The 23476-nt window shown below is 39.1% G+C and carries 19 protein-coding genes and 1 pseudogene; 10 read left to right on the forward strand and 10 right to left on the reverse strand.

From position 1 onward, the window contains the following. Window positions 1-14 precede the first annotated feature (14 nt). Window positions 15-1769 carry a formate--tetrahydrofolate ligase gene (locus tag A6E06_RS17990; protein WP_065593744.1) on the reverse strand — a complete coding sequence of 585 codons (1755 nt, stop codon included), beginning with the start codon at window positions 1767-1769 and terminating at the stop codon, window positions 15-17. Between the two features lie 554 nt (window positions 1770-2323). On the opposite strand from A6E06_RS17990, the pseudogene A6E06_RS17995 reads away from it, so the two are divergent. The 3 genes and pseudogenes from A6E06_RS17995 to A6E06_RS18005 all read left to right on the forward strand — a co-directional run. Further along, a pseudogene (locus A6E06_RS17995) lies at window positions 2324-2920 on the forward strand (response regulator); the annotation flags it as partial. Between the two features lie 41 nt (window positions 2921-2961). After that, complete coding sequence (ybaK, locus tag A6E06_RS18000) at window positions 2962-3432, forward strand: Cys-tRNA(Pro) deacylase (protein WP_065593743.1); 471 nt, start codon at window positions 2962-2964, stop codon at window positions 3430-3432. Window positions 3433-3473: 41 nt separating this feature from the next. Then, complete coding sequence (locus tag A6E06_RS18005) at window positions 3474-4358, forward strand: patatin-like phospholipase family protein (RefSeq protein WP_065593742.1); 885 nt, start codon at window positions 3474-3476, stop codon at window positions 4356-4358. A gap of 91 nt (window positions 4359-4449) precedes the next feature. On the opposite strand, the gene A6E06_RS18010 is transcribed toward A6E06_RS18005, so the two are convergent. Both A6E06_RS18010 and A6E06_RS18015 read right to left on the reverse strand, forming a co-directional pair. Then, window positions 4450-5646 carry a DEAD/DEAH box helicase gene (locus A6E06_RS18010; protein WP_065593741.1) on the reverse strand — a complete coding sequence of 399 codons (1197 nt, stop codon included), beginning with the start codon at window positions 5644-5646 and terminating at the stop codon, window positions 4450-4452. A gap of 736 nt (window positions 5647-6382) precedes the next feature. Next, entirely contained in the window at window positions 6383-8476 is a 2094-nt protein-coding gene (locus A6E06_RS18015; protein WP_065593740.1) for a methyl-accepting chemotaxis protein, read from the reverse strand. Between the two features lie 234 nt (window positions 8477-8710). Here A6E06_RS18015 and A6E06_RS18020 point away from each other — a divergent pair, with 234 nt between their 5' ends. Then, entirely contained in the window at window positions 8711-9139 is a 429-nt protein-coding gene (locus A6E06_RS18020) for a hypothetical protein (protein ID WP_065593739.1), read from the forward strand. 122 nt (window positions 9140-9261) lie between these two features. Here the strand turns inward: A6E06_RS18020 and purB are convergent, their stop codons facing one another. The 4 genes from purB to norR form a co-directional block, all read right to left on the reverse strand. Next, window positions 9262-10632, reverse strand: a complete 1371-nt coding sequence (gene purB / locus A6E06_RS18025; protein WP_065593738.1) for an adenylosuccinate lyase — start codon at window positions 10630-10632, stop codon at window positions 9262-9264. 70 nt (window positions 10633-10702) lie between these two features. Beyond that, window positions 10703-11320 carry a high frequency lysogenization protein HflD gene (gene hflD, locus A6E06_RS18030; RefSeq protein ID WP_065593737.1) on the reverse strand — a complete coding sequence of 206 codons (618 nt, stop codon included), beginning with the start codon at window positions 11318-11320 and terminating at the stop codon, window positions 10703-10705. A gap of 12 nt (window positions 11321-11332) precedes the next feature. After that, window positions 11333-12457, reverse strand: coding sequence for a tRNA 2-thiouridine(34) synthase MnmA (mnmA, locus tag A6E06_RS18035; protein ID WP_065593736.1), 1125 nt, complete (start codon window positions 12455-12457; stop codon window positions 11333-11335). Window positions 12458-12574: 117 nt separating this feature from the next. Further along, window positions 12575-14113, reverse strand: coding sequence for a nitric oxide reductase transcriptional regulator NorR (norR, locus tag A6E06_RS18040; protein ID WP_065593735.1), 1539 nt, complete (start codon window positions 14111-14113; stop codon window positions 12575-12577). Window positions 14114-14299: 186 nt separating this feature from the next. On the opposite strand from norR, the gene norV reads away from it, so the two are divergent. The 5 genes from norV (at window position 14300) to A6E06_RS18065 (ending at window position 18453) form a co-directional block, all read left to right on the forward strand. Next, the gene (gene norV, locus A6E06_RS18045; protein WP_065593734.1) at window positions 14300-15790 is read left to right on the forward strand and encodes an anaerobic nitric oxide reductase flavorubredoxin; all 1491 of its coding nucleotides are present in this window, start codon (window positions 14300-14302) and stop codon (window positions 15788-15790) included. Between the two features lie 11 nt (window positions 15791-15801). Further along, window positions 15802-16947, forward strand: coding sequence for an NADH:flavorubredoxin reductase NorW (gene norW, locus A6E06_RS18050; protein ID WP_065593733.1), 1146 nt, complete (start codon window positions 15802-15804; stop codon window positions 16945-16947). A 12-nt stretch (window positions 16948-16959) separates the two neighbouring features. Then, entirely contained in the window at window positions 16960-17733 is a 774-nt protein-coding gene (locus A6E06_RS18055) for a ferredoxin--NADP reductase (protein ID WP_065593732.1), read from the forward strand. 50 nt (window positions 17734-17783) lie between these two features. Next, entirely contained in the window at window positions 17784-18119 is a 336-nt protein-coding gene (locus tag A6E06_RS18060; RefSeq protein WP_065593731.1) for a DUF1971 domain-containing protein, read from the forward strand. 61 nt (window positions 18120-18180) lie between these two features. Next, window positions 18181-18453, forward strand: a complete 273-nt coding sequence (locus A6E06_RS18065; RefSeq protein WP_065593730.1) for a hypothetical protein — start codon at window positions 18181-18183, stop codon at window positions 18451-18453. Between the two features lie 92 nt (window positions 18454-18545). On the opposite strand, the gene A6E06_RS19910 is transcribed toward A6E06_RS18065, so the two are convergent. Both A6E06_RS19910 and A6E06_RS18070 read right to left on the reverse strand, forming a co-directional pair. Beyond that, window positions 18546-18719 carry a hypothetical protein gene (locus A6E06_RS19910; protein ID WP_141676999.1) on the reverse strand — a complete coding sequence of 58 codons (174 nt, stop codon included), beginning with the start codon at window positions 18717-18719 and terminating at the stop codon, window positions 18546-18548. Window positions 18720-18819: 100 nt separating this feature from the next. Next, the gene (locus tag A6E06_RS18070) at window positions 18820-19440 is read right to left on the reverse strand and encodes a pseudouridine synthase (protein ID WP_065593729.1); all 621 of its coding nucleotides are present in this window, start codon (window positions 19438-19440) and stop codon (window positions 18820-18822) included. Window positions 19441-19610: 170 nt separating this feature from the next. Between A6E06_RS18070 and A6E06_RS18075 the strand changes: the two genes are divergently transcribed. Then, window positions 19611-21839 carry an NADP-dependent isocitrate dehydrogenase gene (locus tag A6E06_RS18075; RefSeq protein WP_065593728.1) on the forward strand — a complete coding sequence of 743 codons (2229 nt, stop codon included), beginning with the start codon at window positions 19611-19613 and terminating at the stop codon, window positions 21837-21839. A gap of 112 nt (window positions 21840-21951) precedes the next feature. Here A6E06_RS18075 and A6E06_RS18080 read toward each other — a convergent pair whose 3' ends face one another. Next, on the reverse strand, window positions 21952-23469 hold the full coding sequence (locus A6E06_RS18080; RefSeq protein WP_065593727.1) for a SpoVR family protein: 1518 nt from the start codon (window positions 23467-23469) through the stop codon (window positions 21952-21954). Window positions 23470-23476: the final 7 nt, after the last annotated feature.

Here is a 23476-nt window from a genome sequence, read left to right on the forward strand (position 1 = left end):
TAAGTAATGTGATCTTAGCTTAATCCTGTGATGTTACCCTCATTATCAATGTCTAAATTCATGAATGCGGGTTTTTCTGGTAAGCCTGGCATCGTCATAACATTGCCACATAAAGCGTAAATAAAGCCTGCCCCTGCGCATAATTTAAGTTCACGAATGGGTACAACAAAATCAGACGGTGCACCTTTAATATTGCCATCAGTAGAAATTGAGGCTGGCGTTTTAGCCATGCATACTGATAAGTTTTTATAGCCTAATTGCTCGAATTTTTCTAATTGTCGTTGTGCCTTTTTTGATAATTCAATGCATTCTGCACCATAACCTTCGATAGCGACTGCATTTAATTTATCAAATAGACTCATTTCAGACGTATATAAAGGTGTAAATTTTGTGGTTTTTTGACAGGCTAAGACCACTTTTTTAGCTAGGTCGATTGCACCTTCACCACCTTTAACAAACGCTTCGCTGATGGCGACATTAACATTTACATGGCTTGATAATGTTGAGACCCAATCTCTTAAGAAATCTAACTCTTCTTGAGTATCTTCAGGGAATCGATTTATAGCAACGACAACAGGTAAGCCATATTTAGCACAGTTAGCAATATGCCATTGTAAATTAGTTAATCCTGCATTTAATGCATCTTGATTTGGTACAAATAACTCTTTTGGTAACGCTTGCCCAGGTGATAATGGGAATAAGCCAGAGTTGGCTTTAATACCACGCAATGTCGCAACTAGGACGGCACAGTCTGGTGCTTTTTTAGAGACTGCTGCTTTTATATTACACGCTTTTTCTAACCCCATATCTGAACCAAATCCACCTTCAGTCACGGTGTAATCAGTCAGTTTTAAGGCAATATTATCAGCGATAATAGAAGAGTTACCGTGAGCGATGTTAGCAAAAGGACCTGAGTGAACAAAAGTCGGAACACCTTCTAATGTCTGCATTAAGGTTGGATTAATCGCAAACTTCATGGTGACCGTCATTGCGCCAGCCACTTGTAGATCTTCGGTTGTTACTGGTTCACCATCAAGATTATATGCGACAACAATGCGACCTATGCGTTGACGTAAATCTTGAAGATCGCTCGCCAAAGCCAGTATTGCCATTAATTCCGAAGCGGCGGTAATATCAAAACCGTCTTCACGTTCATAACCATTAATGGTTTTATCGTCTTCATTTTTACCAATCGTCACCATACGCAGTGCTCGATCGTTATGATCCATTACTCGTTTCCAAACCACTTGTGTTGGATCAATTCGTAATGCTGGGAGGTCATTTTTTTTAGCGAAGACTTCATAGCCTAGGCGTTGCTCATGGTAAATTCGAGCATCAATAGCTGCAGAGGCTAAGTTGTGAGCGGCAGTAATCGCATGAATGTCACCAGTTAGGTGCAAGTTTAACTCTTCCATTGGAGCGACTTGGCTATAACCACCACCCGCGGCACCGCCTTTTACTCCAAATACGGGGCCCATTGAAGGCTGACGAATACAAGCGCTGACCGATTCCCCTAATTTAGCTAAGCCTTGAGCAAGGCCAATGGTTGTTACCGTTTTTCCTTCACCAAGAGGGGTTGGAGTGATTGCGGTAACCAAAATCAGTTTTCCACTTGGTTTATCTTCAAGGTGTTTTAAGGCATCAATATTGACTTTCGCTTTATAGCGACCTTGTGGCGTAATGTCATCATCATGCAGGCCTAAGTTGGACGCAATCGTTTTCATTCTTATAAGTGTCGCAGTTTGGCAGATATCAATATCGCTTTTCATAATAACGGGAACCTTTAGGAAAGAGTTAAAACATCAGAAAAGAAGCGTTTGCTTTATACCACATAAATAGGTCTATATTGAATCAATTCCCCTAATTTACTATGGAATTGATGAAAATATTTATAAGGTGTGATCAAGAGTATGAACAAGGTTTAAGAATAGGTTAATGGCTTGTGATGGTTTTTATTTGTGGGCTTTATAAGAAAAATGAGGAATTTATGTCTTGGCGTGATTTAAGTTTTCGACGTCGATTGTTAGCAGTGATGACCATCTCTGGGATCGTAAAATTTCTCCTTTTATCTATCTGTGCGTTTTTATATGTTAAGTGCTGGGAGTCGCAAGACTGTGGGGATAAAGCATTAGGGATTGCTCGGTTTCTTGCTCAATCGCCAATAGTCATGGAAGCAGTAGAGAAAAACTCCCCACGTTTGATTGAAGATAAAATAGAACGATTACGCTCTTTCATTGGCGCCGCGTTTATCGTTGTGGGAAACAAAGAGGGCATTCGTATTACAGATCCCATCAAAGATCGCATTGTTATTGTAGAAGATGACATCGGAATTTCGGCGAGTAAAGAAGAGGCAATGATCTTATTTGATGTATTAAATCCTGATTTAGTGTTGTTAGATATTTATCTTCCTGATGGCAATGGCCTTGATATATTACGACAATTACGTCAAAAAGAATCATCACCCGATGTGATCTTAATTACGGCAGACAGAAATGTGAATACGCTGCAAGAAGCGATGCGTGGTGGTGTGATAGATTATTTATTGAAGCCTGTGATTTTTAGTCGATTAGAAGAATCAATAAATAAATACTTAAGTCAAAAACAACAATTTACAAATTGAGTTGATATTGATCAATCCATGGTAGATGCTATGTTGAATTCCACTAGCTCAGCAACCATATCAAGGTTACCGAAAGGCATTGATGACGTAACTCTTGAAAAGGTGCGTCAGTTATTTGTTAATAAAAATCAGTTAACGGCGGATCAAGCAGGTGAGTTAATTGGCGCAAGTCGAACCACCGCTCGTCGTTATTTAGAATCTCTTATCAGCTCTGGAGAATTGAGTGCAGACTTGTCTTATGGCAGTGTTGGACGACCAGAGCGCACCTATTTTAAAACGCAGAATAGTATTAAAGTATAAAGCAGTTAAATGATAGGTTTGTTTTTAAAGGTAACACATTAATGACACCAGCAACGAAACTATTAAAAAAAGCAAAAATAGAACATCAGGTGCTTGAGTACCATCATGATCCGAAAGCGCAAGCGTATGGGTTAGAAGCGGCAGAAAAATTAGGTTTACCTCATGAAGAGGTATTTAAAACGTTAGTCGTTCAAGTTGATGAAAAAGAATTGGTCGTCGGGATTATTCCTGTCGCGGCTCATTTGAGTATGAAATTAATTGCTAAAGCTGCGGGTGGTAAAAAAGCCAAGATGGCGGATCCTACACTAGTACAAAAAACAACAGGGTATGTGATGGGCGGAGTTAGCCCTATAGGGCAAAAGAAACGCTTAAAAACGGTGATTGATATTAGTGCTGAATTGCATCAAACCATGTATGTCAGTGGTGGTAAAAGAGGTCTAGATATAGGTCTTGCACCCAAAGAGTTACAACAAGTGTTAAACGCTCAATTTATGGATATTAAAGCGGAATAATATTTAGGACGTATGGATATTATTTGGCAGGGAGAGGGATTGTGAGTAAAAAGACAGTATCATTGGTTTTAGGCAGTGGTGGAGCAAGAGGGCTTGCTCATATTGGTGTCATTCGTTGGTTAGAAGAACATGATTTTGAGATTGTCTCTGTATCCAGTTGTTCAATTGGTACTGTTATTGGTGGGGTGTATGCGGCAGGAAAGCTAGATGAATTTGAAGCTTGGATGCGAACGGTAACTAAACTCGACATTGTCTCTTTAATGGATTTTAACTGGGGTAAAGGTGGATTAATTAAAGGTGAGAAAGTCATGAATCGTTTAGGACATATTCTAGGTGATTTAAACATTGAAGATCTTGCTATCCCTTACACTGCTGTCGCTGCTGATATCAGTAATGAGAAAGAAGTTTGGTTACAAAAAGGTCCCTTATTACAAGCGATACGAGCGTCTATTTCATTACCCTTATATTTAATGCCCATTGAATTGAATGGAAAAACATTAATTGATGGTGGAGTACTAAATCCAGTGCCTATTGCCCCAACTTTTGGAGACCATTCAGATATTACTTTAGCGGTAAATCTTGCGGGTGAACTTACTTATAAGCTCGATGGCTTTAACGAAGTTCAAACTTATATTTCAGATGATGAATCAGAAGAAGAAATGCCTTTTCATCGAAAAGTCAGTGATTATTTTGGTTCTTTAACCGCAAAAACATCAAGAATTGATTTAGGTATGTACGACATTGCAAATCAAGCATTTGATGCGATGCAGAGTACCATTGCAAGACAAAAGCTCGCAGCTTATCCGCCGGATATTACGGTTGAAATAGCAAGAGATGCGTGTGGAACCTTTGAGTTTGAACGTACTGCTGAGATGATCGACTTAGGGTACGAAAGAGCAGAGAAAGCATTAAAACATCTGTTATAAATCTTCTTAATCAACAGATAGATATAAAACGCCCATACTTTTCACTTCTCTTTCTAGTAAAAGTATGGGCGTTTTTTAACGAAAGCTGTGGTTAGAACTTTGGTGCTGGCTTTCTTTCTGGCTTAAAGTTCAAAATTGAAATTGGCACGTCTTTCTTTGGTTCAAATCCTAGGATTTCTTTACGCACAATTAAGTGTCCAAGACGTTTTTCAATCATGCACAAGTTTTTAAAATCATCTCGAGAAACAAATGAGATCGCTTCACCTTTAGCTCCTGCACGACCAGTACGACCAATACGGTGAACATAATCGTCAGCAGGGAAAGGTAAATCGTAGTTTATAACACGGGTTAGATCATCAATATCAATACCACGAGCAGCAATGCCAGTGGCAACTAAATATTTTAGTTTGCCTTCTTTAAAGTCATTCAGTACCTTGGCGCGAGCGTCTTGGCTGCGACCACTGTGGAATGCTTCTGCTGTAATACCACGTTTTTCTAATTGGCCTACTAATTTAGCTGCACCGTGTTTAGTCTCAATAAAGATAAGCGCTTGGTCCCACTCATTATCTGTAATTAAGTGACTAAGCAGTGCCGATTTTTTATCTTTATCTACCGTAATTAACCATTGATCAATTTGTGGTGCAGATGTCGTTTTTGGTGAAATCGAAATCTCAATCGGATTATTTACCGCCGTTTTCGCTAAGAAACGAACTTGATCAGACAAGGTTGCTGAGAACAGCATGTTTTGACGATCTAATGGTAAACGCTCGATGATTTTATTGATGTCTTCAATGAAACCCATGTCTAGCATTCTATCTGCTTCATCTAAGACTAGGATTTCAATTTCATCAAAATGAATAGCACGTTGAGTGTACATATCCAAAAGACGACCAGGTGTAGCAACCAGAACATCAACGCCTTCGATTAGACGTTCTTTTTGGTTCTTGTAATCAACACCACCATACATAGCAAGAGAGCTGATATCGATATACTTGCTGTATTGTTGAATGTTTTCTTCAACTTGGATCGCTAATTCGCGAGTGGGTGTCAAAATAAGTGCGCGAATACGTTTTGCTCGCACTTTAGTTGGGTTTTCGCTGAGTATTTCTAAAATTGGTAATACAAAGCTGGCGGTTTTACCTGTACCAGTTTGCGCAGCAGCAATTAAGTTTTTTCCGGTAAGCGCAACGGGAATCGCTTTTTGTTGAATTGGCGTAGGCGCTTGGTAACCCAATTCGTCGATGGCTTTTAAAATTGGATCGCTTAACCCAAGTTTGGAAAATGGCATGTGAAATCTCAGATATATGAATAGAAGGGGATTGTAGCATGAAAAAAAGAAATGGCAGCAGGGGAAAAACACCAACGCCATTTCAGCATCGGTGTATGTTTATAACCGTTTGTTAATTGGTGTGTATTTATAGTGACTATGATTTTATTGCCATCCTAGGGCGTATCACCTTGTTGATGAAGGTAAGTACCATTGGGAGCAGGACAACGACAACGGCGATAACGGTGAAGGAAAAGGTGATGGACGTACCCATAAGAAACTCAGTTCACCATCACTGATCATCAAAGCTCTACGTAAGTTCTCTGGTTCTGTCGCATCTTGGTGCTCAATAAATAGCAATTCTTACCATTATCACCCGTTTTGACGAACTCCTTTATCTATTTTGAGATCCCCGATGTCCCTGAATTTCGCCAACAAACAGTTTCCTTCCGCCACTATTCTAATGGCGGTCCGTTGGTATGGAGCTATGGCAGATACTTCGCAAAGGTCAGATGAAAAATGCTGGAGATATGCCGATTTGGGAGCAATTTTACTCCCTAGCGGTCTAACACCTATCTGGGGATAGGTGTTTCTACATTCTAATTCCAAGATGCGACAGAACCACATAATGGGTATTTAGAACATAAAGTTTTTTTTGTTCATAAAGTTCATGGCAATATTCATAAGTCAAAAAAAACCATGCAATAAGATATTGCATGGCTTGAGGTTATTAGATGTTATGTTATTTCACTTTGGATTATTGAGTTTTAAATTCACTCAACTTTTTAGTTAATGAATGACTCTCTTGGGTAAGTGCCTCTGTGTCTTTTAATGAAATATGCATATCTGCAAGAACATCATTAGCCGCTTCATTTATGCTGGTTACGTTGCGATTAATCTCTTCTGAAACCGAGCTTTGTTCTTCTGCCGCAGAAGCGATTTGATTATTCATATCATTGGCAACCAAAATAGCAGAACTGATCTCTTTCAGGTTTTCTTGTGCAATTTCAGTCTCTTCTTTGGTTGATAATGCTTGTTTCTGGCTATTATCCATTACCGTCACAATACTTTGAGTATTTTGTTGCAGTATTACAAGCATGTTATTTATTTCTTGAGTTGAGCTTTGTGTTCGGCTTGCTAGGTTACGAACTTCATCGGCAACAACTGCAAAACCACGTCCTTGCTCACCAGCACGAGCCGCTTCAATTGCCGCGTTTAATGCTAATAAATTTGTTTGTTCTGCAATGCCACCAATTTCAGTCAGAATTTTTTGAATGTCATTACTTGATGCCGCTAGGTTCACCACTTGTTCTTGAGCTTCATTAATGAATTGCGCCAATTCTTCAACAGAAGCCGCCGCATTGTTCATTATTTTTTGACCTTCTTCACTGCTTACTTGAATTTGACTTGCAGCAGTTGCTGCTTGTAATGCAGAAGAAGCAACCTCTTGAGCTGTTGCACTCATTTCATTAATAGCCGTCGCTAATTGAGTGACTTCATTTACTTGATTTTGTAGCTTAATTTGTGATTTCTCAGTTTCAGCCATGGTATTCATTGATGATTGAGAGACTAATTCGGCGGTATCTTTTGCATTATGAAGCGTATTTTGCACCTTTTCGATAAAGGTATTGAACCAGAAAGCCAGTTGACCAATTTCATCTTTAGAGGTGACTTCAATACGTTGAGTTAAGTCACCATCGCCTTGAGCGATATTTTCAAAACGAGACGTTAGATTGCTTAAAGAGGCGCCAATCTGTTTTGCTAAAATAAAGATAATAACAATCCCGATAATTGACGATATTAAGCCACTCAACAAGCCATTAGAAAGTGCATTATCACTTAGCTGAGAGCTTAATGAATTAAAATCAGTAATTTCTTTTTGTAATGTTTCTGCGGGAATAGATACCATGACAATCCAAGGCTTTGAACCTGTATTAATGGTTGCGATGGCTGTTTTGAATCGACCAATGTCTTTTAAGAATGGCTTGTTTGTTTTTGCTTCTTTTTGGATTTGAGTCCAGTTTTGAGCAAAATCATCTTTTACTTTTTGGCCGACGACACTTTCATCTTGACTGAAAGATAATAAGGTCCCGTTCCATGACGCGATAGAAACAACAGCATTAGGTACGCCAATGGCTTGAGCGGCTTGCTGGCTAATTTGTTGAAAGCTTTTGATTGACCAGTCATAGCCAAGAGAACCAATAATTTCTTTATTTGCTACTAATGGCAAACTAATCGTAGTAATCAGCTCTTGGTTACCTCTTACATTGTAATAGTAAGGTTCCATTACAAAGCTTTTACCAGACTCGAACGGTGCTAAGTGCCATTCATCAATACGTTCCCCATTATTGTTTAGAGCAGTATTACTGAAGCTGGCCATGCCTAACGCTTCAAAACTAGAGTCTGTTGGTGAAAAGAATGGAGATAAAATACCGTCTTTATTTAATGCTTTTTGAGTAAGCTCAGAATCATCTTTAATGAATTGGCCTTGTTCCCATACCATGTAGCCAGCAAACACACTGTCATTTTGAATTTTCAATGAAGACGTGAATTGTTCAATAAGAAGACTGGAATTTGCTTTATGTTGGTTTGATAGTTCTAGTAATGATTTTAGTTGTTTTAAATTACTAATAACCGGAGAAAAAAGTCCGTTTAGCTCTGCACTTTGCTGGTTAGCAATAGACAATAGTTTGTAATCAATGTTATCGGCAAGCTGGTCTGATACATGTTGAGTTATCTCATCATTTACATTGTTATAAGAGATAGTGGTAAACAACATGGCCGTACTTAATGTAATAAATATGGCAAGGCCTGCACTAACTGCTATACGTGTTTTTATAGATTTAAACATAATGTCTCTGATTTGATGAACGTAATTTTATAGAATTACTTATCGACTGAAGTCAGCTAATCCTTAATTAAATATGGATATTAATCGTATTATTTAATCGCCTTGTTCACATTGGCTTCACAAGCGATGATTTATACTTGTATATTCATACTTAGATACATGCTAACTCTCTTATTTTATTCGTTTTCTGTTAGTCTGTTTTGGTGATATTTATAATTTTATAGTGAGAAAAAAATGAACAAAAAACTATTTGTGCCTTTGCTATTTACTGTTGCTTTGGTTGGTTGTGATGATGCAAGTGAAGCGATTGATAAAGCACAAGATGCGGCCAATAAAGCAGTAGATATGGCTCAATCGAAATTAGAATCAGTAGATCTGAGTGTGTTGAATATTGAACAATTTGGTGATGCCGCAGATTCGGCTTCTGAATTTGCAGAATCAATTGATGAAGCACTTAATGCTGATTATAGTAATCCTGAAGCTTTAGTTGAAATCAAAGAGCACATCTCTAATGCGTATAGTTGCTTAGTTGAAGCCTCATCTGAATCTACGGCAGACAAACTTTTAGATAAAGTATTATCAAGTATTTCAAATGAAGAAGCGCAATCTTTGATTGAGAAAGGCGTAGAACGTGCACAAGAAATGCAAGAATGTGTAATGTAATTCTATCTATTTAATGAGTAGTAAATTACGCATAAAAAAGCCCTGTAATCTCACTGTTTATAAGTGTGATACAGGGCTTTTTAGTGCTTGTTAATCTATCTGGTTAACAATAACCGTGAAGATTACAGCTTGTCAGTTAACTCGATAGCTTGACCTATGTAGTTTGCTGGCGTCATCTCTTTTAGACGAACTTTCTCATCTGCAGGGATGTCTAAACCGTCGATGAATGCACGCATGCCTTCGCCGTCGATACGCTTACCACGAGTCAGTTCTTTTAGTTTCTCGTATGGCTTCTCGATGCCGTAACGACGCATAACAGTTTGTACTGGTTCTGCAAGAACTTCCCAGTTTTTATCTAGTTCAGCTTCAAGTGCTGCACGGTTGATCTCTAATTTGCTAATGCCTTTTAGAGTCGACGTGTATGCAATGATAGCGTAGCCACAACCAACACCTAGGTTACGAAGAACCGTTGAGTCAGTTAGGTCACGCTGCCAGCGAGATACAGGCAGTTTTTGAGATAGGTGATTAAAGATTGCGTTAGCAAGACCTAGGTTACCTTCTGAGTTTTCAAAATCGATTGGGTTAACTTTATGCGGCATCGTTGAAGAGCCGATTTCACCCGCAATCGTTTTTTGTTTGAAGTGACCAAGAGCAATGTAGCCCCAAACGTCACGGTCAAAATCAAGAAGGATAGTATTGAAACGTGCAATCGCATCAAATAGTTCTGCAATGTAATCATGCGGTTCGATTTGAGTTGTGTACGGGTTCCAGTTAACGCCTAGAGATTCAGTGATGAACTCTTCGCTGAATGCATGCCAATCAACCTCTGGGTAAGCAGAAAGGTGAGCGTTATAGTTACCTACAGCGCCGTTGATTTTTGCTAGGATTTCAACGTTTTCGATTTGCTTGTATTGACGTTCCATACGGTACGCAACGTTCGCCATTTCTTTACCCATTGTTGATGGAGAAGCTGGCTGACCGTGTGTACGAGAAAGAAGAGGAATGTCACGGTATTCGTTCGCTAATGCTTTGATTGCATCGATAACGTTACGGATTTCAGGAAGAACGATAGTGTCACGTGCTTCTTTAAGCATAAGAGCGTGAGACGTATTGTTGATGTCTTCTGAAGTACAAGCAAAGTGAATAAATTCATTGATAGCGTGAAGCTCAGGAACATCAGCAACTTTTTCTTTTAAGAAGTATTCAACTGCTTTTACGTCGTGGTTTGTAGTGCGCTCAATGTCTTTGATGCGCATAGCGTCTTCTTCGCTGAAGTTTGCAGCGATGTTATCTAAGAATTGATTCGCTTCTGCGCTTAATGTAGCCACTTCCGCAATCGATTGCGTAGCTGCTAATTTTTGAAGCCAACGAACTTCAACAACAGTGCGGTACTTCAGTAAGCCGTACTCACTAAAGATGCTGCGTAAAGAAATTGTTTTACTTCCGTAGCGACCGTCTACAGGTGAAACAGCAGTTAATGCTGACAATTCCATGTGAATCTCCTAGATATGTGTAAAGGTTAAAGGATAAAGCCTACCTGTAAATCAAGTAGGCTTTAATTTTTTAAATTCGAGCTAAAATAATTTTTGCTTGCTCTACCATTTTCTTACGGCCAAAAATTAAGTGACGACGTTTGCCACCCGTTTGACGCCATAATACAGCAGAGCGAATACCTGAAAGTAACAAAGAACGCACTTTATGCTGTGTCATTGATTGCTGTAAGATTGCAGGTGTGCCAGTGACTTGAATGCGAGGTCCCATAGGACTGATTACATCTAAATAAATACTGGCAATGTTACTAAGCATTTGTTCGTCATGAATGTCAAAATGTTCAAGTTGGCGTTCAATCGTACTGATACGTTCACCAAGCTTACTCATGCCATCGCGATGGCCAGCAAGCTTGCGTTCTAACGCCATTAAACTGATTAAGTAACGAGTTAATTCACTGCCTGCCGGCGTGTTATCAAAATCTCGAACTAGACATTCTAAACCAATGCGCAAATTGGCTTCGCTGCCATAGACTGCAACGGTATTATTTGGATTGGTTTCTAAAATAGATTGAATCGCAGTATCAAACGCAGCTTGATCACAGTGTCCATCTTTCGCCATTTTTTGTACTAAGCTTGCCGCTTGGCAAATGCCAGCAAATGCAATGGTTCTGTCAAATAAAGTGTTAGCCACGCTTGTTTACTCCTAAATACGCTCTTCGATAATACCGCCACCTAGGCAAATTTCACCTAAATAGAATACTGCTGATTGACCAGGGGTCACTGCAATTTGTGCTTCATCAAAGATCACTTTAATGTTTTCATCATCGATAGGGATGATAGTACAAGGGATATCGGTTTGACGGTAACGTGTTTTTACTGTGCAACTCAATGGTGCTTTGATCGCAGTGCGATCAACCCAATCAAGTTGAGATGCTAATAAGCCTTGAGATTTCAGTAATGGGTGATCATGACCTTGAACAGCAATTAACACATTACGTTTTAAATCTTTCTCGCCAACAAACCATGGGTCTTCGTTACCGCCGCCGCCTTTAGAACCGCCGATATGTAACCCTTTACGTTGGCCTAGAGTGTGGTACATCAAGCCTTGATGCTGACCAATTACTTTGCCTTCAGGGGTTTCGATATTACCTGGTTGTGCTGGTAAATATTTGCCTAGGAATTCAGTGAATTTACGCTCACCGATAAAGCAAATACCAGTAGAATCTTTTTTCTTTGCTGTGATCAAATCTTGCTCTTCAGCAATGCGGCGTACTTCAGGTTTTTCTAAATCGCCAACAGGGAATAAGCTACGAGATACTTGATCCGAGCTTAATGTGTATAGGAAGTAGCTTTGATCTTTGTTTGAATCTAAACCACGAAGCATTTGAGGCTTAGCGCCATTTGCAATTTCTTCTGCCGTTGGGAATGTACGACGAACGTAATGGCCCATAGCGATGAAATCGGCATCTAGAACTTCATCTGCAAATTCTAAGAATGCTTTAAATTTGATTTCTTTATTACAAAGAATATCTGGATTTGGCGTACGGCCAGCTTTGTATTCCTCTAGGAAATACTCAAAAACGTTGTCCCAGTATTCAGCAGCAAAGTTAATGGTGTGAAGGTGAATACCTAATTTGTCACACACGGCTTGTGCATCGGCTAAATCTTCGGCAGCGGTACAATATTCCTCGTTGTCATCTTCTTCCCAGTTTTTCATGAAAAGACCTTCAACTTGGTATCCTTGTTGCTGAAGTAGATAGGCTGATACTGAAGAATCCACACCACCGGACATACCGACGATGACTTTCTTTTGGCTGTTGTCTGACATTCTTTAACACCACTAATAAAACTTGAAGCAGATTCTAACAGAAAGAATATGCGTGGGACAGATCCGAGAACAAAATCACATAATTATATCTGTGAAATTAAGGTTATTTATGTTGATTTAGCCTTTCAGATTTAAGCGTTTCGCTAAACGATGTAAATTTCCTGTATCAAGCTGCAAAGCTCTGGCGGTTGCTGCCCAGTTTTGTTGGTTTTCGTGATAGGTTTTTTTTATTAACATTGTTTGAAATTCATCAGTTGCAGAGCGTAAGTTTTTTGCATTCACCTTACTGATTGCATCTTCTTGTTGAGTTGGATTATTTTCAATTTGAGTGTCTTTTTTTATCGAAAAATGCAACGGATTTAGTGTTAAATCAGAGTCATTACTTTGGGCTCTAGAAAGAACAGCAGCTCGGCTAATTACATGTTCTAGCTCTCGAATATTTCCCGGCCATGAGTAACTATTTAATAAGGCGATAGCTTCTGGAGTGATACGAATGCTTGATGCATTTAATTTAATGCGGTTTTTTTCTGCAAAATAGCCCACAAGAAGCGTGATGTCATTTTCTCTGTCGCGCAGTGGAGGGACAAAAATAGGAAACACACTAAGACGGTGATATAAGTCTGCTCTAAAATCCCCCGTTTTTACTTCATCACTTAATATTTTATTGGTTGCTGCAATAATACGAGTATTCACTTTGATATGATTGTCGCTACCAATCCGCTGAATATCTCCATATTGTAACACGCGCAGTAATTTGGCTTGAAGAGCCAGAGACAGTTCGCCAATTTCATCTAAAAATAAGGTGCCATTATCAGCAGATTCAAACTTCCCCTTTCGATTACTGATAGCCCCAGTAAATGCGCCTTTTACGTGACCAAAGAGTTCACTTTCAGCAACAGATTCAGGCAAAGCCGCACAGTTTAAGTACACCAAAACGTGTTCTGAACGTGTAGATCTATGATGTAAAGCACTGGCAACGAGCTCTTTACCTACGCCCGTTTCACCGGTAATTAATACTGACAGTTCTGTATTAGCAACCGCATTAATGTTGGTTTGAAGTTCTTGTATAGCGGAAGATTCACCAATCATTTCAACCGTATTATTTTGTGAATTTTCAAATGATGAGGTTGTTAAGGTATGACTTGATTGGCTTTCCAGTTTTTCCATCAATAATGCAGTATTTAAGCTCGTTGCGGCGAGTGCACTAATTATCCGCAGTTCTTTATTGGTGAATTTGTCAAATTGTTCAGGATCAAACGCATCAATAGTGACGGCTCCGATTAAGCGTTCATTCACAATCAAAGGTAAGCCAATGCAAGAGTGCACGTGCAATTCACTTTTTATATTAGCAATGAGTCCATCATAAGGGTCAGGCAGATCGCTATTAGAAGGAAACCGAACTATATCCCCAGCTCTGGCAATGGCTTCTAGGCGAGGATGTTGTGAAATAGCAAAGCGACGGCCAATAACATCACTATCAAGACCATTTGTCGCTAAAGGAGAAAAGTATTGGTTTTTAAACAACAATAATGCAGAGGCATCACATTGCAATGCGTTTCTGATGGTTGATAACAAGCGTTCAAAACGGTCTTTATTTGATAGCCCAGAGGTTAAATCTAACGCAATTTGAACCCATTCTTCTTTGATGCTATTCATCGTTACCTCACATTACATTTACTGTTAATTTGACAATTGTACTGTCATTTTAACAAATGTAAATAATTGTCATTATGACACCCATTGTTTGTTAGTTATTTATTTTCTTTAAAAATCAATGAGATGAAAGTTGGCACGCTCAATGCAATATGTGTTGTAACGCTAATGATTAAATGAGAAAAAACAATGACTATTCATATTAAAAACAATGTTAACTGGGTTGGCCAACGTGATTGGGAAGTATCAGACTTCCATGGTACTGAATTTAAAATGACCAAAGGCACAAGCTATAACAGTTATCTTATTCAAGAAGAGAAAACGGTATTGATTGATACGGTTGATCATCGTTTTAGTCATCAATTTATTCAAAATTTGGAAATGGAAATTGACCTAGCGAGTATTGATTACATTGTGATTAATCACGCAGAAGAAGATCATGCCGGTGCGCTTGCAGCATTAATGGAGAAAATTCCAGGTACCCCAATTTATTGTACTGAAAACGCAATTGATTCAATTGTAGGTCATCATCACCATCCTGAATGGAATTTTAATCCAATTAAAACGGGTGACGCATTAGATATTGGTAATGGCAAACAATTGGTGTTTGTTGAAGCACCAATGTTGCATTGGCCAGACAGTATGATGACGTACTTAACAGGTGATGCAATTTTGTTTAGTAATGATGCATTTGGTCAGCACTATTGTGATGAACGCTTATTTAATGACGAAGTTGATCAAACTGAATTGATGGATCAATGTTTGCGTTATTACGCCAATATCCTTACGCCATTCAGTGCGTTAGTGACAGCAAAAATTAAAGAAGTATTAAGCTTTAATTTACCCGTAGACATGATTGCAACTTCTCATGGTTGTGTATGGAGAGACAATCCAACTCAAATCATTCATCAATATTTAGAGTGGGCTGACAACTACCAAGAAGATCGAATTACTATTTTTTATGATTCTATGTCAAACAACACTCGAATGATGGCGGATGCGATTGCTCAGGGTATTCACGATGTGGACCCAGCAGTGGCGGTAAAAGTATTTAATGTCTCTCGCCAAGATAAAAATGACATTTTAACCAGTGTGTTCCGCTCAAAAGGGATCCTTGTTGGCTCATCAACCATGAATAATGTGATGATGCCTAAAATTGCAGGCATGTTAGAAGAGATCACGGGTCTTCGATTCAGCGCAAAAAAGGCAGGGGCTTTTGGTAGCTACGGTTGGAATGGCGGTGCGGTAGACAGAATACATTCTCGTTTAACCGATGCTGGTTTTGAAACTGCGGTAGGCTTAAAAGCAAAATGGCGTCCAGATGGTAAAGCGATGCAATTGTGCCGCGAACACGGTCAATTTCTTGCTAAACAATGGGCATTAAAGCCATTAACCACTACGTTCAATACCATTAATGTCGAAAAAAAAGCAGAAGAGAAAAAAGAAGTAATAGCGATTGATCTTTCTACTGAATCCTCAGTAGAAAAAGAGGTGGCGTTAAGCTCTACAAATGACGTTAAACAATGCATGTTATGTACCGTGTGTAATTGGGTATATAACCCTGAAATAGGTGAGCCAAACCAAGGCGTCGAACCTAATACTGTATGGGCTGATGTACCTGACTATTTCTTATGTCCTGAATGTAATTTAGGCAAAGATGTTTTTGTTGAAGTTAAGTAAGGAGTTAAATAATGAGTTTACCAATCGTTATTATTGGCAGTGGTTTTGCTTCTTATCAGTTAATTAAAACAATTCGTCGAACGAACAGTGATTGCGTTATTCATGTCTTTACTAACGATGCAGGTGATGACTATAACAAGCCAGATTTAAGCCATGTGTTTTCAAAAAAACAGAACCTTGAAGATGTAATTACGTTATCCGCAGGGAACTTTGCGGAGCAATATAATGTGGTTTTACATCCGTATACCTTGGTGGAATCGATTGATCCAGAGAATCAAACAGTCACTGCAAATTGCGAAATATTGTTATATGAGAAATTAGTGTTAGCGACTGGCTCACAAACATTTATACCGCCTTTTCATGGGGATGGATGTGAAGATATTCTTACTTTGAATAGCTTAAGAGAATTTGAAGTTATTCAACAGAAAGTATTGGATGCACAGAAATTGCTTGTTGTTGGTGGTGGTTTAATAGGTACAGAGCTCGCAATGGATTTAGCTAGTGCTGGAAAGTCGGTAATACTGGTTGAGCCAAATACACATTTACTTGCCAATATGATCCCTGATTTTATTTCATTACCGCTTGAGAATACATGCAGAGAGGAAGGCGTTACGGTGAATTTATCTGATTGCGTACAATCGGTAAATAAACAAGATGATGGGTATAGAGTTACAACAACTAATGGTCAATCCTATCAAGTTGATTGTGTGATATCTGCGGCAGGGCTGAAGGCAAATACACGGTTAGCGACAAAAGCAGATATCGCGGTTAATCGTGGGATTATCGTTGACTCTACATTGCAAACATCCGCTAGAAATGTCTATGCATTAGGTGATTGTGCTGAAATTGAAGGTAAGGTTATGGGCTATCTTCAACCGATATTATTGAGTGCCAATGCGTTAGCTAAAACGTTATTGGGAGTCGATACAGCATTAACCTTGCCTAATATGATGGTGAAGGTAAAAACACCCGCTTACCCAATTCAACTCGCGGGTAATACATCAGCCAATATACATCGTTGGTCTATTGATCTTGATGTACAAGGGATATGTGCTAAAGCTTATGATGTAGATAATAATCTGACAGGATTTGTTGTGACTAAAGATCATATGAAGAAAGCATTTCCTTTATTTAGAGAGATACATAATACGAATTAGTAGAGGTGGACAATGACAGAAATTCCTCATGGCTTAATTAAAGGCGTTGTGCTTAGTCGTTATGATTGGACTGACCATTTATTTAGTTTATTTGTGGAAGCGCCAATTGAAACGTATCAGGCTGGGCAATTTACCAAATTAGCATTACCTGATGGGAATGGTGGTTGGGTGAGAAGGGCGTATTCGATTGTGAATAACCCAAAACAGGCTGAAGGGCATCAACAAATGGAATTTCTGATCATCGCTGATGACAATGGAGAATTATCTCCCCGGCTTCAATCGCTTAATTCTGGAGATGAAATTTTTGTTGGAAAAGAGGCTGCTGGCTTCATGACAATGAATGAAGTTCCAAAAAGTGTGGATGATTTATGGCTATTATCGACAGGAACCGCTATCGGGCCATTTATTTCAATACTAGAAACCCCGTTATTAGACATACGGTTTAAGAATATCGTGCTAGTTCATGCTGTGAGAACAGAGTCTGAATTAATTTATCAAGAACGTATTCAATTATTACTTAATCGATATGAGAAGAGGTTCCATTATGTCCCAATTATTTCTAGAGAACATGTCACCGGAACTTTATGTGGACGAATCCCGTCTTTATTACTCAATGGAGAGATCGAAAATTACGCTAAATGTCAGCTTAATAAAGCAGATAGTTTCTTATATCTCTGCGGTAATCCCAGCATGGTTAAAGACACCGCAAGCACATTGAATGAACTAGGGTTTGAAAAGCATCTTCGTAAGAAAGCAGGGCAGTTTAGCTCTGAGAATTATTGGTAATCACACATAGAAGTATTACATTTTTATTTGGAGAGTCATTATGAGTCATTATGAGTCATTTACGTATTCCCGCAAATTGGACGATTCAACGCTCAACGCCATTTTTTACTAAAGACAATGTCCCTGAGGCGTTGTTAACTCACCACAATACGGCTGCTGAAGTGTTTGGCCAACTATGTGTGATGGAAGGTGTTGTTACTTATTATGGTTTTGCCGATTCAGAGGCGACAGAGCCCGAGCTCAAAGTGGTTATTAATGCAGGGCAATTTGCCACGAGTCCTCCCCAGTACTGGCACCGTATTGAATTGAGTGATGATGCTCAATTCAACATTAATTTCTGGTCTGATCAAGACAAAAGCGGCAAGAAAATGTTTAACACGAAATAATTATGAACACTCTTTTTTTCATTTATGGCATAGTAGGCGAAATTATTGAGTGAGAAGTAAAATGACAGACCAACAAGACGATTTCATGACGGAAGAAACACTGATTGAGACTGTAAAAAATCAAATTGAAGATGGCAGCCCAGTTGCAGTAAAAGAGACACTAATGCGCTTGGTAATGACGGGTAACCCACGTGAAGATGCGATTGAAATGATGGCTTGCGCGTTGGCAATTGAAGTCGTTGATGTGATGAAGAATGGCGCTGAATTCAATCAAAAGCGTTATAAAGAAAATCTAGAATCATTACCAGACATGAGTTTCATGGGTGATGAATAATAGTAATAACGATTGTTTTTAATCGGTATTAAAGATAAATAAAAAGGGCTAATAGTATTGATACTATTAGCCCTTTTCCATATTGAGTACGTTTAATTTGCGCAGCCAATTTCACCAGTCAACATGCAGTTTTGTTGCTGTTTTTCTTGATTGTCATAGTGCTCATTAGTGAGTTCGGTAGAGTTAATGTCTTCTCTATCTGCTGGAGCACAAGCACTTAAAAATAATACGCTAGCAATCCCTGCTACCTTGATGATTATGTTCATTTTTATTCCTTTATTCTTATAGTGTTTTCTTAATGTTAAGTTAAAAAACCTCAAACGGGTAGTTGTTTTTAACTTATTTTTTACATTTGTAATTGTTGTTCTAAAGTGAGACTTCCTTCCATTCGCCATGAGGGACATCTTGAATAGTCCAATCGCCCATTGAGTAACGGATTAAACGCAAAGTTGGAAATCCAATATGAGCGGTCATACGGCGAACTTGTCGATTGCGACCTTCAATAATAGTGAGAGCAATCCATGTTGTTGGAATGGCAGCTCGGAATCTGACAGGAGGGTTACGCTCCCATAAGTCAGGTTCTTCCAGAATTTCTACTTTCGCTGGTAAAGTCATGCCATCTTTCAGCTCAACACCTTGACGAAGCTTTTCTAAGTCTTCTTCTGTCGGTGCGCCTTCCACTTGTACCCAGTATGTTTTTGGTGATTTCGATTCAGGCTGAGTTAAACGGGCTTGCAATACACCATCATTGGTTAAAATTAATAAGCCTTCACTGTCACGGTCAAGACGACCTGCCGCATAAACGTCTTTAACTGTAATAAAATCTGCGAGCGTCTGGCGATGCTGATCATCGGTAAATTGACTCAATACATCAAAAGGTTTATTAAAGATAAGGACTTTACGATCTTCTGGTGCAGGGCGTGGCTTTTGTGTGGTTTTTTTCTTAAATGCCGGTTTTTTCCAATTTGGAGAACGCTTGAATGTCATGTTAACTACCTTGCAAAATTGTAAAGCTTTTGTGGTGTTTAGTTTTAAAGTTCGCCGCTTTTCGCTATAGTACGCGCGTGAAACTAAAGACTAATAAAAATAAAGTCGGTAAATTACAAAGCCTATTATACGTTTTGTTATTGGTTTTGTAGATTAAATAGGGAAATTAAATGACAACGCAAAAATCTAAGATTATCTATACCATCACTGATGAAGCGCCAGCATTGGCGACGCATTCACTTCTTCCAATTATTCAAGCATTTGCAGCATCATCTAACATTGATGTTGATACTCGCGATATCTCACTTGCGGGTCGTGTCATTGCAAATTTTTCTGAATACTTAACAGAAGACCAACGTATTAGTGATGCATTGGTAGAGCTTGGCGAACTCGCTAAAACGCCTGAAGCAAACATCATTAAACTTCCGAACATCAGTGCGTCAATTCCTCAGCTTCATGCGGTAATTAAAGAGCTTCAAGCAAAAGGCTATGCTCTACCTAATTACCCGGAAGAAGCAAAAACGGACGAAGAGAAAGCCGTTAAAGCGGTTTACGATAAAATCAAAGGTTCAGCAGTTAACCCTGTCCTTCGCGAAGGTAACTCTGATCGTCGTGCGCCGGGTGCAGTTAAGCAATACGCGCGTAATAATCCACACTCAATGGGGGCGTGGGCGAAGGATTCAAAATCACACGTTGCGAGCATGAGTGAAGGTGACTTTTACGCCAGCGAAAAATCAGTGACGATTGATGGTGCAACAAACGTTAATATTGAATTTGTTGCAACTAATGGCGATGTAACAGTACTGAAAGAAGGACTGGCACTGAAAGACAAAGAAATTATTGATGGTTCTTGTCTAAGCAAAAAAGCGTTGGTTGAATTCTTTGACGCTGAAATCAAAAAAGCAAAAGAAGAAGACGTGTTGCTTTCTTTACACATGAAAGCAACCATGATGAAAGTATCAGATCCTGTTATTTTTGGTCATGCCGTTAAAGTGTTCTATAAAGAAGTATTTGAAAAACACGCAGCAACTTTTGAAAAGCTAGGTGTCGATGCTAATAATGGCGTAGGTGATGTTTATACTAAAATAGTATCATTGCCAGACGCTGAAAAAGCGGCGATTGAAGCGGATCTTGCAGCGGTTTACGAATATCAGCCAGAGCTTGCAATGGTCGATTCAGACCGTGGTATCACGAATCTTCATGTACCAAGTGATGTGATCATTGATGCGTCTATGCCTGCTGCATTACGTACCTCTGGTCGTATGTGGGGACCAGATGGTCAACTAAAAGATACGAAAGCGATGATCCCAGATCGTTGTTATGCAGGTGTGTACCAATCGGTGATTGAGTTCTGTAAAGTGAATGGCGCATTTGACCCAACCACAATGGGCTCAGTGCCTAACGTAGGCCTAATGGCTCAAAAAGCAGAAGAATATGGTTCTCATGATAAGACGTTTATTCTTCCTGAAGCCGGCACCGTACGAGTGATTGATGGCGCAGGAACTGCGCTAATTGAGCACGCAGTGGGTGAAGGCGATATCTGGCGTATGTGTCAGGCAAAAGACGCACCAATCCAAGATTGGGTTAAATTGGCCGTAAACCGTGCTCGTGCAACAGGCACTCCGGCTATTTTCTGGCTTGATAGTAATCGTCAACATGATGCTGAACTGATTAAGAAAGTGAATACCTACCTTGCTGATCATGATACGTCAGGTCTTGATATTCAAATTTTATCGCCAGTAGAAGCGACTGAATATACGTTAGCGCGCATTATCAAAGGTGAAGATACTATCTCTGTAACGGGTAATGTATTACGTGATTACCTAACGGATTTATTCCCAATTCTAGAGCTAGGTACATCAGCGAAGATGTTGTCTATTGTGCCTCTTATGAATGGTGGTGGTTTGTTTGAAACTGGAGCGGGTGGTTCTGCACCAAAACACGTTCAACAATTTGAAAAAGAAAACCATTTACGTTGGGATTCTTTAGGTGAGTTCTTAGCTTTAGCGGCATCGTTTGAACACTTAAGTGTAACGACGGGCAATGCAAAAGCACAAATACTTGCTGATACACTTGATGCAGCAACGTCTAAGTTCCTTGAAACCAACAAATCACCATCACGTCGTGTTGGTGAGTTAGATAACCGTGGTAGCCACTTCTATCTAGCAATGTACTGGGCACAAGAACTTGCGGCACAAACGAAAGATGCTGAACTTCAAGCTTACTTTGGTTCATTGGCTGAAACATTAACATCGAATGAAGAAAAAATTGTGGATGAGTTAAATGCGGCACAAGGTGCTGCAGGTAATGTTGGTGGTTATTTCCAACCCGTTGCTGAACTTGCTGCAAAAGAGATGCGTCCAAGTGCTACATTAAATGCAGCGCTAGCATCTATTTAATATTCAACAACTTTTTTATATAAAAAGCAGTTTAAATATATAAAAAGTGGTTAAAATGAAAAGCCTTGAGGTAGTGATACTTCAAGGCTTTTTTTTATCATTAAGATAACTATTAAATACTCGTATTGTAGTAATTACGTTTTGGGCAGGAAGAAATAATTTCTGCTCGGTTAAATGAAATGACCTCTTCAAGCACTACATCAAATCCCCATAAACGGTGTAAATGCTTCATTACCTCTGTATGGCTCTTATCAAGTGGGATCCTATTATGTGGTATATGTCTTAGGGTTAAAGAACGATCGCCCCTCACATCCACATTCCACACTTGAATATTAGGCTCTAAATTACTTAAATTATATTGAGCTGCTAACTTTTCTCTTATTTCTCGATAGCCTGTTTCATCGTGAATCGCATTGACCTCAATGTGTTTGTTTTTATCATTGTCTAGAATTGAAAATAATTTAAATTCACGGATAAGTTTTGGCGATAAATACTGACTAATGAAGCTTTCATCTTTGAAGTTATGCATTGCAAAATGAGCAGCATCAAGCCAATCCGTTCCGGCTAAATCAGGAAACCATTCTCTGTCTTCATCTGTTGGTTCTTCACAGATCCGACGGATATCTTGGAACATAGCAAACCCTAGGGCGTAAGGATTAATCCCACTAAAGTAAGGGCTATTGTAAGCAGGTTGTGCAACTACGTTAGTATGGCTATGTAGGAACTCTAATATGAATTTTTCTGAGACTAAGCCATCATCATAAAGATGATTCAAAATAGTGTAATGCCAGAAGGTGGCCCATCCTTCATTCATGACTTGAGTTTGTTTTTGAGGATAAAAATACTGGCTGATTTTTCTTATAATCCTAACTACTTCTCGTTGCCATGATTCAAGTAATGGGGCGTGCTTCTCAATGAAATAGAGAATGTTTTCTTGTGGCTCGGAAGGGAAGCGTATTTTTTCTTCGCTGCTTTCTTCTTTTGATTTTGGTACGGTTCGCCATAGATCATTTACTTGCGATTGAAGATACGCTTCTCTGTCTTCTTGGCGAATTTTTTCTTCTGCGATAGAAATTTTCTCAGGACGCTTATAGCGATCAACGCCATAGTTCATAAGAGCATGGCAAGAATCGAGAATTTTTTCTACCTCATCTGCCCCATATTTTTCTTCACATTGGGTTAAGTATTGTTGAGCAAATAATAGATAATCAACAATAGAACTGGCGTCTGTCCATGTTTGGAAAAGATAGTTGCCTTTAAAAAAAGAATTATGTCCATAACACGCATGAGCCATTACTAAGGCTTGCATTGTGATGGTGTTCTCTTCCATTAGATAGGCAATACACGGCGATGAATTAATAACAATCTCATACGCTAAGCCCATTTGACCGTGTTTATAATTTTGCTCTGTCTGGATAAATTTTTTACCAAAAGACCAATGATGATAGTTTATAGGCATACCTACGCTAGAGTAGGCATCCATCATTTGCTCAGCCGTGATTATTTCAATCTGATTAGGATAAGTATCAAGGCGATAGTGTTGCGCGACCTTTTTTATTTCCACATGATATTGTTCTAATATTTGAAAGGTCCAATCTGGCCCATCAGGTAGCATTGCTTTCCTTTTCATAGTGCCT

It is taken from the genome of Aliivibrio sp. 1S175 (assembly GCF_001690985.1).
Lineage (GTDB): Bacteria > Pseudomonadota > Gammaproteobacteria > Enterobacterales > Vibrionaceae > Aliivibrio.